Here is a 12225-nt window from a genome sequence, read left to right as displayed (position 1 = left end):
TCACTCCCACTCGATGGTGCCCGGCGGCTTGCTCGTGACGTCGAGGACGACGCGGTTGACGTCGGGGACCTCGTTGGTGATGCGGGTGGAGATCCGCTCGAGGGTCTCGTACGGCAGCCGGGTCCAGTCCGCGGTCATCGCGTCCTCGCTGGAGACCGGGCGCAGCACGATCGGGTGGCCGTAGGTGCGGCCGTCGCCCTGCACGCCCACGCTGCGCACGTCGGCGAGCAGCACCACCGGGCACTGCCAGATCTGTCCGTCGAGGCCGGCCGCCGTGAGTTCCTCGCGGGCGATGGAGTCGGCGCGGCGCAGGATCGCGAGGCGTTCGCCTGTGACCTCACCGATGATGCGGATGCCCAGGCCCGGTCCGGGGAAGGGCTGGCGGCCGACGATCTCCTCGGGCAGGCCGAGTTCGCGGCCCACCGCCCGCACCTCGTCCTTGAACAGCAGGCGCAGCGGCTCGACCAGCGCGAACTGCAGATCCTCGGGGAGACCACCGACGTTGTGGTGGCTCTTGATGTTGGCGGTGCCGGTGCCGCCGCCGGACTCGACGACGTCCGGGTACAGGGTGCCCTGGACCAGGAACTCGACGGTCTCGCCGTGGGCGGCGTTCTCGCCGAGCACCTCCGACACGGCGCCCTCGAAGCTGCGGATGAACTCGCGGCCGATGATCTTGCGCTTGGTCTCCGGATCCGTCACGCCGGCCAATTCCCGCAGGAAGGTCTCGGCGGCGTCCACCGTGACGAGCCGGGCCCCCGTCGCGGCGACGAAGTCCTTCTCGACCTGCTGCCGCTCGCCCTCACGCATCAGGCCGTGGTCGACGAACACGCAGGTCAGGCGGTCGCCGATGGCGCGCTGCACCAGGGCCGCGGCCACGGCGGAATCCACCCCGCCGGACAGGCCGCAGATGGCACGGCCGTCACCGACCTGCTCGCGGATCTGCTCGATCAGGGCCTCGGCGATGTTCGCGGCCGTCCAGGCGGCGGGGATTCCGGCGATGTCGTGCAGGAACCGGCTGAGCACCTGCTGGCCGTGCGGGGAATGCAGCACCTCGGGGTGGTACTGGACGCCGGCGAGACGGCGCGCGCGGTCCTCGAACGCGGCGACGGGGGCGCCGGCGCTGCTGGCGGTCACTTCGAAGCCGGCCGGCGCGGCGGTGACCCCGTCGCCGTGGCTCATCCACACCGGCTGCGTCGCGGGCAGGCCGTCGTGCAGGACACCGCCGGTGACGGACATCTCGGTGCGCCCGTACTCGCGGTTGCCGGTGTGCGCGACGGTGCCGCCGAGCGCCTGGGCCATGGCCTGGAAGCCGTAGCAGATGCCGAACACCGGGACGTCCAGATCGAACAGCTTCGGGTCGAGTTGCGGCGCCCCGTCGGCGTAGACGCTGGAGGGGCCGCCGGAGAGCACCACGGCGAGCGGCTCACGGGCCGCGATCTCCTCCACCGTCGTGGTGTGCGGCACGACCTCGGAGTAGACCTTCGCTTCGCGGACGCGGCGGGCGATCAGCTGCGCGTACTGGGCTCCGAAGTCGACGACGAGGACCGGCCTGGACTGCTGGGTTTGCGACACCCGAACAGTCTAGAGGCCCGGTCCTCGCCCAACGAACGGCGGTTCGGGTCAGGCGACGCCGGAGGTGGAGCCGCTGCGGACCTCGACGATCGGCAGCGACAACGCGCCCGGAGCGCCCGCGGGCACCACCGGCTTCTTCGGGGCGATCGGGTCCAGCCGGCGGTAGCCCTCGCCCTGGGCGGGGCGCAGGTCCTGCTCCCCCTTGTTCGGCCACAGCGCCGCCGCGCGCTCGGCCTGCGCGGCGATCGTCAGCGACGGGTTGACCCCGAGATTCGCCGAGACCGCGGCTCCGTCGACGACGCTCAGCGTCGGATATCCGTACACGCGGTGGTACGGGTCGATGACGCCGTGCTCGGGGTCGGTCCCGATCACGCAGCCGCCGAGGAAGTGCGCGGTGAGCGGGATGTTGAAGATCTCCCCCCAGGTGCCGCCGGGGACGCCGTCGATCTTCTCGGCGATGCGGCGGGTGGCCTCGTTGCCGACGGGAATCCACGTCGGGTTGGGGTGCCCGTGGCCCTGCCGGCTGGTGACCTTACGGCGGCCGAGCAGGCCCTTCTTGGTGTAGGTGACGATCGAGTTGTCCAGGTTCTGCATGACCAGGGCGATGATGGTGCGCTCGCTCCAGTCCTTGACGCTGAGCATCCTCCCCATCTGGACCGGGTTCCGCGCGGCCTGGCCGAGGAACTTCAGCCACCGCGGGACACGGCCGCCGCCGTCGGTCATCAGGGTCTGCAGCAGACCCATCGCGTTGGAGCCCTTGCCGTAGCGGACGGGTTCGATGTGGGTGTCCGCGGTGGGATGGAACGACGAGGTGATCGCCACCCCGCGGGTGAGGTCGAGTTCCGGATCGACGCGCATCTTGCCGGCACCGACGATCGATTCGGAGTTGGTGCGGGTCAGGTGCCCGAGCCGGTCGGACAGCTGCGGCAGGCCGCCGGTGTCCTTGAGGTGGTGCAGCAGGTGCTGGGTGCCCCAGGTGCCGGCGGCCAGCACCACGTGCCCGGCGGTGTAGGTGCGACGGTTCTTCCGCTTCCATGCGCCGGTGCGCTCGGTGTCGACGTCCCATGTGCCGTCGGCGGCCCGGCGCAGGCCGGTGACCGTGGTGAGGGGGACGATCTCGGCGCCGGCGCGCTCGGCGAGCCCGAGGTAGTTCTTCAGCAGCGTGTTCTTGGCACCGTGCCGGCAACCGGTCATGCACTCGCCGCATTCGATGCAGCCCGTGCGGTCGGGGCCGACACCACCGAAGTACGGGTCGGCGACGGTGCGGCCGGGCTCACCGAAGAACACGCCCACCGGGGTCTGGATGAAGGTGTCCCCGACGCCCATGTCCTCGGCGACGGACTTGACGATCTCGTCGGCGGGGGTCATGTGGGGGTTCTGCACCACGCCGAGCATGCGACGGGCCTGGTCGTAGAACGGGCTGAGCTCGTCGTTCCAGTCGGTGATGTGCGCCCACTGGCTGTCCTGGAAGAACGGGGCAGGCGGCTTGTAGAGGGTGTTGGCGTAGTTGAGGGATCCGCCGCCGACGCCGGCGCCGGCGAGAATGAGGACGTCGTGCAGCAGATGGATCCGCTGGATGCCGAAGCACCCCAGCTTGGGCGCCCACAGGAAGCGCTTGAGATCCCAGCTGGTCTTGGCGAAGTCCGCGTCGGCGAAGCGCCGGCCGGCCTCGAGAATGCCGACCTTGTACCCCTTCTCCACGAGCCGCAGGGCCGTCACACTTCCGCCGAACCCCGATCCGACGATGAGGACGTCGTAGTCCGTCGCGCGCTGCTCACCCACCGAAACACCTCCATGACGCTGGTTGTTACTCACCAGTATGCACAGACTCGCTGTGACCACTGCCACAAGGGTGCCCTAACTGTAACCTCGAGTTCTAGAAACCGCAGGTGGGCGCCGAAAACGGCTGTGGCCGAATGTCACATCGCTTCGATCCGATCGACGTGATGTGACATTCGGCCACAGCGGAAGAGGGGGACGGCTACGCGCGGACGGTCAGGCCCACCTTCTGGAACTCCTTGAGATCCGAGTAGCCCGACTTCGCCATCGCGCGACGCAGGCCGCCGACCAGGTTTAGCGAGCCGAACGGGTCGTCGGACGGACCGGCGAGCACCCGGTCCAGGCCCGGGCGCTCGTCGTAGGCGACCTGCAGCAGCGCGCCCCGCGGCACGGACGGGTGCGCACTCGCCGACGGCCAGTACCAGCCGCGGCCCGGCGCCTCGGCCGAGACCGCGAGCGGGGCCCCGAGCACGGCGGCGTCGGCACCGCAGGCGATGGCCTTGGCCAGATCGCCCGAGGTCTCGATGTCGCCGTCAGCGATGACGTGCACGTACCGGCCACCGGTTTCGTCCAGGTAGTCGCGACGGGCGGCGGCGGCATCGGCGATCGCGGTCGCCATGGGCACGCCGATGCCCAGCACCTCGCTCGTGGTGGTGGCCCCGGCCGTCGAGCCGTAGCCGACGATGACGCCCGCCGCGCCCGTGCGCATCAGGTGCAGCGCGGTGCGGTGGTCGCTCACACCGCCCGCGACGACGGGCACGTCCAGCTCGGAAATGAACGTCTTGAGGTTCAGCGGCTCGCTCTCGCCGTGGGCGACGTGCTCCGCGGAGATGATGGTCCCGTGGATGACCAACAGGTCGATGCCCGCCTTCACCAGGTGCGGGGTCAGCGCCCGCGCGTTCTGCGGGCTGACCCGCACGGCCGCGGTCACGCCCGCGTCGCGCACCTGCGCGACGGCGGCGGCCAGCAGGTCGGGCTGCAGCGGGGCCGCGTGGAGCTTCTGCAGGTGGGCGATCGCCGCAGCCGGGTCCGCGTCGGACTCGGCGATGCCGACGAGCCTCTCGATCTCGGCGTCGACGTCGGCGTGCCGGCCCCACAGGCCCTCACCGTTGATGACGCCGAGACCGCCGGCCCTGCCCAGCTGCACCGCGAAGGACGGCGAGACCAGCGCGTCGGTGGGATGGGCGAGCAGCGGGATGTCGAATCGGTACGCGTCGAGCTGCCAGGCCGTCGACACCTCCTTCGAGGAGCGCGTCCGGCGGGACGGCACGATGTTGATGTCGTCCAGCTCGTAGGTGCGTCGGGCGGTCCGCCCCATGCCGATTTCAACCAGGTCGCGCACGCGCGTCCCTTTCTTCTCAGGTAGATGCCCCCGCCGGACACTCCGGCGGGGGCCCGATCGCGGACTCGGTGCTCTAGCGAACCACGTAGTTCGGTGCTTCGGCCGTGATCGTGATGTCGTGCGGGTGGCTCTCCTTGAGACCCGCCGCCGTGATCTGCACGAACTGTGCCTCCTGCAGCTGTTCGATGCTGGCGGCACCGGCGTAGCCCATCGCGGCGCGCAGACCACCGATCAGCTGGTGCGTCACCTGCTGCAGCGGACCGCGGAACGGCACGCGGCCCTCGATGCCCTCGGGCACCAGCTTGTCCTCGGAGAGCACGTCGTCCTGGAAGTAGCGGTCCTTCGAGTACGACTTGGCCGCGCCCCGGCTCTGCATCGCGCCGAGCGAACCCATCCCGCGGTAGCTCTTGAACTGCTTGCCGTTGACGAGGATCAACTCGCCGGGCGACTCGGCGGTGCCGGCCAGCAGGGAGCCGAGCATGGCCGTGGAGGCGCCGGCGGCGAGAGCCTTGGCGACGTCGCCGGAGAACTGCAGGCCGCCGTCGGCGATGACCGGGACGCCCGCGGGCTTGGCGACCGCGACGGCCTCGAGGATGGCGGTGATCTGCGGGGCGCCGACACCCGCGATGACGCGGGTGGTGCAGATGGAGCCGGGTCCGACGCCCACCTTCACGGCGTCCACGCCGGCCTCGATGAGCGCCGCGGCGCCCGCCCGGGTCGCGACGTTGCCGCCGATGATCTGGACTCGGTCGCCGACCTCGGCCTTGAGCTTGGCGATCATGCCGAGCACACCCGCCGAGTGACCGTGGGCGCTGTCGACCACGAGCACGTCCACCCCGGCGTCGGCCAAGGTCATGCCACGGGTCCACGCGTCGTCGCCCACGCCGACCGCGGCGCCGACGAGCAGGCGACCGTCACGGTCCTTGGTGGCGTTGGGGTGCTGCTCGGTCTTGACGAAGTCCTTGACGGTGATCAGGCCGGTCAGGCGGCCCTGTCCGTCGACGATCGGCAGCTTCTCGATCTTGTGGCGGCGCAGCAGCCCGAGGGCGGCCTCGGCGGTGACCCCCTCCTGCGCGGTCACCAGCGGCGCCTTGGTCATGACCTCCGAGACCGGGCGGTTCTGGTCGACCTCGAAGCGCATGTCCCGGTTGGTGATGATGCCGACGAGCTGGCCGTCGTCGTCGGTGACGGGCAGCCCCGAGATGCGGAAGCGCGCGCACATGGCGTCGACCTCGGCGAGCGTGGCGGTCGGCTTGCAGGTGACCGGATCGGTGACCATGCCGGCCTCGGACCTCTTGACGGTCTCGACCTGCGCGGCCTGCGCCTCGGCGGAGAGATTGCGGTGCAGGACGCCCATGCCGCCGACGCGGGCCATGGCGATGGCCATGCGCGACTCGGTGACGGTGTCCATCGCGGAACTGACCAGCGGAACGCGGAGGCGGATGTCCCGGGTCAGCTGGCTCGACGTGTCCACCTGGCTCGGGATCACGTCCGACGCGGCCGGAAGCAGCAGCACGTCGTCGAAGGTCAGACCCAGCATGGCGACCTTGTTGGGGTCGTCACCGCCGGTATGCACGTGCCCTCCGGTACTACTCATGCGGTTCGGACCCTCCATGACGCGTCGATACGGTGCGGGCGGGTGGGCCCCGGCCCGGCAACGGTGATTACGGAACACAATGTCGTGAAAGACAATGGCGTGAGCGGTGCGCACATTCCCCGGACGCTCCGAGCAACGATGCCCTGCTCGTGGACTATCGTATCGGTTTACCGGAACAGGCACACACGCGCATCCGCACGCGTGGATCCGCCCGCGTACACGAAGCCCCGCGGGAAGTCCACGGTGTGACGGCTGGCGCAGACCCCGTCGGACTGCGTACCGTGGAGTCGTGCGTGATCAGTTGCCTCCCGGTCTGCCACCGGACCCATTCGCTGGAGATCCCGACGATCCGTCCGCCGCACTGGACGCGATCGAGCCGGGTCAGCCACTCGACCCTGCCGAACGGCTGGCCGTCGAGGAGGATCTCGCCGACCTCGCGGTCTACGAAGCGCTGCTGTCGCCGCGCGGCATCCGCGGTCTGGTGGTGTGCTGCGAGGACTGCCACCAGGACCACTACCACGACTGGGACATGCTGCGGGCGAACCTGCTGCAGCTGCTCGTCGACGGTACGGTCCGGCCGCACGAGCCGGCCTACGATCCCTCCCCCGACGCCTACGTGACGTGGGACTACTGCCGCGGCTACGCGGACGCCTCGATGAACGAGGCGCTGCCGGTCGACCCATACGGCCTCGACTCCTAGAAGAAGCCTCCGCACGACGGGAAGGGCCCGCCGGGACGAATGTCCTGGCGGGCCCTTCCCGTCGTGCCTACGGCGAAGGCGGGGGAACGACGGTGGAGGGCGGGGGAACGACCGTGGAAGGCGGGGGAACGACGGTGATCGTCTGGCTGATCGACTGCTGTTCGAGTGAACTCGACGGCGCCGGCGCCGAGGCCGACGCGGTCGTCGTCGGCGAGGCCGTCGGCACGGTGGTCGGCTCCGTCGTCACCGGAGCGCTCGTCGGTCCGGTTGTCGGCTCTGTCGTGACCGGCAGCGGTTCCTGGGTGGGCACCGGCTGCGACGACGTCGGCGGCGGCAGGAGATCGACGCTGGGCTCCTCGGTGGACGTCGGCGGCACGGTTCCCGTCCCGGGCGTCGTGCCGGCGATCGTGGGATCCACCGTCGACGGGGTGGTCGCAGTGGTCGGCACCGGCGCGGGAACCACCGGCGCCGACTGGGCCGGGGGGATGGGCAGCACGGGCGGGGGCGGCGGCGGAAGGAGCTGGCTCAGCTCGGTGGTGAGCCGCTGCATCCAGTCGCCCAGCTGGTCCCGCTGGCCGGCGTCGGTGACCGACCCGGAACGCTCCTGTGCCGACTGGAGCAGTTCCTGGGCGCCTTCGGTGTCGCCGACGGCGAGCCGCTGCTCGGCCTCCTGCAGTGTCGAGGCGGTGTCGATCCGGGCGACCGTCGACTCTGCCTGCTCGCTGAAGACGACCTGCTTGACGCTCCACAGCGGGTCGCCGGGTTCGGCCTGGTAGGAGACGGCGGTCGCGCCGCCCACGGCGATGGCGATCAGGGCGGCGGCACCGGCGATGGGACGGATCAGGCGAAGCTGGGTGCGGGAGCGGGACCGGCGCTCGGCGAGCGCGTCGCGGGCACCGATCTCTCGGTTGACCGCGGCGACGATCTCGTCCAGGTCCGGTTCGGAAGGAAGAGGGTCGGCGAGGATCTCGGCACGCCAGCCCGCGAGGAGCGTGGCCAGCTCGTATTCCTCGGTCGTCTCGGTGGGCACCGGTCCGTCCCCGGAGATCGCGTCGATGAGGGCATCGTCACGGCGCACTGCCGCAATGTCCACGGGGGTGCCGTCGTCGGCGAGATCGGCGAAGAAATCGTCATCCGCGCCGTGCTTCCTACCCATTTCTCTCACCTGCTCTCGTCACTTCCTTCTTCAGTCGGGCGATGGCACGGTGCTGCGCCACTCGAATGGCCCCTGCCGTACTTCCCACCGCTGCTGCCGTTTCTTCCGCGGACAGGCCCATCACGAGCCGCAGGATCAAGATCTCCCGCTGCTTCTCCGGAAGCGTGCCCAGCAGCTTCTTCATCTGCCGGCTCGTCTCCGAGTTGAGTGCCTGCTCCTCCGGACTGTCGTCCAGCGACATCGACTCGGGTACCTCCGCGACCGGGTCCGCCCGGTTGCGGGCGGCGCTGCGGTGCGCGTCGGCGACCTTGTGTGCCGCGATCCCGTACACGAATGCCATGAAGGGGCGTCCCTGGTCCTGATACCGCGGCAACGCCGTCATCACGGCCAGGCACACCTCCTGCGCTACGTCGTCCGCGGAGAGCTGGCCACGCTCCGCGGATCCGACCCGCGCCCGGCAGTACCGGACGACCAAGGGCCGGATGGTCCTCAGAACCTGAGCGAGAGCCGTCCGATCCCCCTGCGCAGCCGCAGCGACAGCGGAGTCCAACTCCTCACCCATGACAGTCATCGATTGCGCAAGTCCTGGCGTTACAAAGTGACACGACCCCCCGGCCGGGTGTGCTTCCACTCGCAGTGGAACACCCCCAGACTAACGACACGACCGGACGGAACGGACGCACGGATGACTTCTAGGCCCGGATCGTTGCGAATCTCCCGCCGCGCCGGACGATGAGGGCGGCCGACTCGTCGCGCACGCGCCGGGCCGCATCACCGCCCCCCAGTCCGTCCCACAGCATCGAAGCAGCCCAGCGGAGCGGGACCAGACCGTGCGCGGTGCTGCGATCGAGCACGTCCAGGCACAGGTCGCGGGCGGGGGTCGGATCGGACTCGCCGGTCCACGAGGCGGCCTGCAACAGGTCGGACTTGATCAGGTGCCGGACCGAACCGCTGCGCTCGGCACCTGCCGCTGCGGCAGCGGAATGACGGCGGGCGGTGGCGAAGTCCCCGGAGGCGAGCGCGGTCTCGGCGGTGACCCAGTGCAGGCGCACGCGCTGGCGCCGGAACGCCTCGGGGTGGACGCCCCCCGCTTCGTCGAGACGTGCGGCGCAGCGGTCCAGCAGCCGGGCGGCGAGCCGGAGCCGGCCGCACCCGAGCGCGTCCGCCGCCAGGCCCGTGAGGGCGTCGCAGTGAGCCTCGACGGCCCACGGGCAGTCCGCCGGCGCGCCGGCGAGCGCCGCGACCGCCCGGCCGTCGAGGACGGATGCCTCACGATGCCGGCCGAGCTGACGCAACAGCGACGCCTCGGTGCTCGTCGCGAGGGACGCGAGCGCTCCGCCGGGGCCCGTGGCGCGGCGGAGCCGGGTCAGTTCCGCCCGGGCCGCGCTGTAGCGGCCCTGCCCGCCCAGCGCGACGGCCCGGTGCCACGACGCGACGGGATCGCCGGTGAGGGGCAGGGGGAACAGGCCGGGCCGGGCGCCGAATGCCGCCGAGGCGAGTGCGGACGCGTCGGACGGAAGGGCGATGTCGGGCACGCGCTCATGATCGCACCGCATCTCCCCCTCCCGACGCGGAGGTGGTCCGCATTCCGGGAAATATGCACCGGGGGCGCATGAATTACTCCGCACGACACTTGTGCTGCATCCGGTTGAACATTGGGTTTACGGCCTGTTAATTGCGGACATGGCGCCTGTACGCAAACCCGCGCACGCCGGGCCCGCCGACCCCGGCATTCTTGCCCCCGAGGCCCGGACGGGTGCCCTTCCGCGCCGACTGCAGGGCATATAGTCCCTGATCCGGGCTGTTCCGGGCACCGGACGGAGCCTCGAGCGGTCGAGGCGCACAACATCAAGACACAATCACGAATCGACCCCGATGTAAATATTTCGGTGGTTAATTCTCGCGGATCGGGATATGGAAATTGCCACTCCGCGAAACTGTTGACTCCATTTCGGCGGCCCCTTTACGGTTACGAAGCCTGAATAATTGCTTTGGGGGGAAAGACCTTCCGCCCACGGTCCGCTCGCCCCAGGCGAGCACGCTGCAAAGGAGTGCCCCATGCCTGCACCGAACCACTTGCCCGGACCCAACGCGGACGTCTGGGATTGGCAGATGCACGGACTGTGCCGTGGGGTGGACTCCTCGATGTTCTTCCACCCGGACGGGGAGCGTGGCCGGGCCAGGGCGCAGCGCGAGAGCCGGGCCAAGGAGATGTGCCGGCAGTGCCCGGTGATCGTGCAGTGCCGGGAACACGCTCTGGCCGTGTCCGAGCCGTACGGCATCTGGGGCGGCATGTCCGAGACGGAGCGGGAGATGTACGCGCGGCACCGACGACGGAGGGTCGCGGTCTGACCGGCCGCGACCCCCGGGACGACGAAGCCCCGCACGGGAAGTTCCGTGCGGGGCTTCGTGCCACCCGGGCCACCGTTACGCGCGGCCGGCCCGGGCGTTCGGATCCCTAGTGCGCGTGGCCGTGGCCGTGACCGGCCTCGGCCTCCTCCTCCGGCTTCTCGACGACCGCGCTCTCGGTGGTCAGCACCATCCGTGCCACCGAGGAGGCGTTGACGACCGCGGACCGGGTCACCTTCACCGGGTCCACGACACCGTCGGCGATCAGGTCGCCGTAGGTGAGGGTGGCCGCGTTGAAGCCGGATCCGGCCGGAGCCTCGCCGACCTTGTTCACCACGACCGCCCCGTCGAGGCCGGCGTTGCTGGCGATCCAGTACAGCGGGGCCGTGAGGGCCGCGCGCAGCACGGCGACACCGGTGGCCTCGTCGCCCGAGAGCGAGTTCTCGAGCGCGTCCAGCTCACGGGCGGCCTGCACCAGCGCCGAACCGCCGCCGGGCACGATGCCCTCCTCGACCGCTGCCTTGGCCGCGTTGACGGCGTCCTCGACACGGAACTTGCGCTCCTTGAGGTCGGTCTCGGTGGCAGCGCCGACCTTGATCACCGCGATGCCGCCGGAGAGCTTGGCGAGCCGCTCCTCGAGCTTCTCGCGATCCCAGTCGGAATCGGTGGCCTCGATCTCGCGGCGCAGCTGCGCGACGCGGTTCTGGATGTCCTCCTGCGTGCCGGCACCGTCCACGATGGTGGTGCTGTCCTTGGTGACCACCACGCGTCGGGCCGAACCGAGCAGGTCGAGACCGGCATCCTTCAGGGTCAACCCGATGTCGGCGTTGATGACGGTGCCGGCGGTGACGACGGCGAGATCGTCGAGGAACGCCTTGCGGCGGTCACCGAAGAACGGCGCCTTGACCGCGACGGCCTTGAGGGTCTTGCGGATGGAGTTGACCACCAGGGTGGACAGCACCTCGCCCTCGACGTCCTCGGCGATGATCAGGACCGGCTTGCCGTTCTCGGCGATCTTCTCGAGCAGCGGCAGGAAGTCGGGCAGGGAGCCGATCTTGTCGCGGTAGATCAGGATGACGGCATCCTCGAGCACCGCCTGCTGTGCGTCGATGTCGGTGATGAAGTACGGCGAGAGGAAACCCTTGTCGAACTGGACGCCCTCGGTGACGACAAGCTCGGTCTGCAGCGTCGAGGACTCCTCGACGGTGACGACGCCGTCCTTGCCGACGGTGCTCAGGGCCTCGCCGACCATGGTGCCGATCTCCTCGTCGCGCGAGGAGACGGTGGCGACCTGGGCGATGGCTTCCTTGCCCTCGACCGGGGTGGCGGCGGCGAGGAGCGCCTCCGACACCTTCTCGGCGGCCTGGGCGATGCCGCTGCCGAGCGCGATGGGGTTGGCGCCGGCCGCGACGTTCTTCAGGCCGGCCTTGATGATGGCCTGAGCGAGCACCGTGGCGGTGGTGGTGCCGTCACCGGCGACATCGTTGGTCTTGGTGGCAACGCTCTTGACCAGCTGGGCGCCGAGGTTCTCGAACGGGTCCTCCAGCTCGATCTCCCGGGCGATGCTGACACCGTCGTTGGTGACGGTCGGACCGCCGAACGCCTTGGCGAGCACCACGTGCCGCCCACGCGGGCCGAGGGTGACCTTGACGGCGTCGGCGAGCTGATCGACGCCACGCTCGAGTGCCCGCCGCGCGGTCTCGTTGAACTCGATTTGCTTGGACATGTTC

The 12225-nt window shown here is 70.2% G+C and carries 10 protein-coding genes; 2 read left to right on the top strand and 8 right to left on the bottom strand.

What is annotated here, in order from left to right; translation table 11 throughout:
• The 4 genes from guaA to guaB all read right to left on the bottom strand — a co-directional run bounded on the left by guaA (position 1) and on the right by guaB (position 6290).
• Positions 1 to 1572 (bottom strand): glutamine-hydrolyzing GMP synthase, encoded by a 1572-nt coding sequence (guaA, locus tag A4U64_RS06815; protein ID WP_006934964.1) that lies wholly within the window; start codon positions 1570 to 1572, stop codon positions 1 to 3.
• 48 nt (positions 1573 to 1620) lie between these two features.
• Entirely contained in the window at positions 1621 to 3354 is a 1734-nt protein-coding gene (locus tag A4U64_RS06810; RefSeq protein ID WP_029544781.1) for an FAD-dependent oxidoreductase, read from the bottom strand.
• 199 nt (positions 3355 to 3553) lie between these two features.
• Positions 3554 to 4693, bottom strand: coding sequence for a GuaB3 family IMP dehydrogenase-related protein (locus A4U64_RS06805; RefSeq protein ID WP_050035516.1), 1140 nt, complete (start codon positions 4691 to 4693; stop codon positions 3554 to 3556).
• A gap of 73 nt (positions 4694 to 4766) precedes the next feature.
• Positions 4767 to 6290: an IMP dehydrogenase gene (gene guaB / locus A4U64_RS06800; RefSeq protein WP_029544783.1), complete on the bottom strand. Its 1524-nt coding sequence runs from the start codon at positions 6288 to 6290 to the stop codon at positions 4767 to 4769.
• A 289-nt stretch (positions 6291 to 6579) separates the two neighbouring features.
• Between guaB and A4U64_RS06795 the strand changes: the two genes are divergently transcribed.
• Positions 6580 to 6990, top strand: coding sequence for a DUF5319 domain-containing protein (locus A4U64_RS06795; RefSeq protein ID WP_006934975.1), 411 nt, complete (start codon positions 6580 to 6582; stop codon positions 6988 to 6990).
• Positions 6991 to 7057: 67 nt separating this feature from the next.
• Here A4U64_RS06795 and A4U64_RS06790 read toward each other — a convergent pair whose 3' ends face one another.
• The 3 genes from A4U64_RS06790 to A4U64_RS06780 all read right to left on the bottom strand — a co-directional run bounded on the left by A4U64_RS06790 (position 7058) and on the right by A4U64_RS06780 (position 9681).
• Positions 7058 to 8146, bottom strand: coding sequence for an anti-sigma-D factor RsdA (locus A4U64_RS06790; RefSeq protein ID WP_043802547.1), 1089 nt, complete (start codon positions 8144 to 8146; stop codon positions 7058 to 7060).
• On the bottom strand, positions 8139 to 8717 hold the full coding sequence (locus A4U64_RS06785) for a sigma-70 family RNA polymerase sigma factor (RefSeq protein WP_029544787.1): 579 nt from the start codon (positions 8715 to 8717) through the stop codon (positions 8139 to 8141). The genes A4U64_RS06790 and A4U64_RS06785 overlap by 8 nt, the downstream gene beginning before the upstream one ends.
• A gap of 121 nt (positions 8718 to 8838) precedes the next feature.
• The gene (locus A4U64_RS06780; RefSeq protein ID WP_006940032.1) at positions 8839 to 9681 is read right to left on the bottom strand and encodes a hypothetical protein; all 843 of its coding nucleotides are present in this window, start codon (positions 9679 to 9681) and stop codon (positions 8839 to 8841) included.
• Positions 9682 to 10204: 523 nt separating this feature from the next.
• Between A4U64_RS06780 and A4U64_RS06775 the strand changes: the two genes are divergently transcribed.
• Entirely contained in the window at positions 10205 to 10498 is a 294-nt protein-coding gene (locus tag A4U64_RS06775; protein WP_029544792.1) for a WhiB family transcriptional regulator, read from the top strand.
• A gap of 106 nt (positions 10499 to 10604) precedes the next feature.
• Here A4U64_RS06775 and groL read toward each other — a convergent pair whose 3' ends face one another.
• A complete protein-coding gene (gene groL, locus A4U64_RS06770) occupies positions 10605 to 12221 on the bottom strand; it encodes a chaperonin GroEL (RefSeq protein WP_006940029.1) in 1617 nt (538 codons plus the stop codon).
• Positions 12222 to 12225 lie beyond the last annotated feature (4 nt).

Origin of the sequence: Rhodococcus sp. WB1, from assembly GCF_001700945.1 — a bacterium.
In the GTDB taxonomy this organism is placed as follows: domain Bacteria; phylum Actinomycetota; class Actinomycetes; order Mycobacteriales; family Mycobacteriaceae; genus Rhodococcus; species Rhodococcus aetherivorans.
The sequence above is the reverse complement of the archived record's forward strand: the minus strand, read 5'-3'. Positions and strand labels throughout refer to the sequence as shown.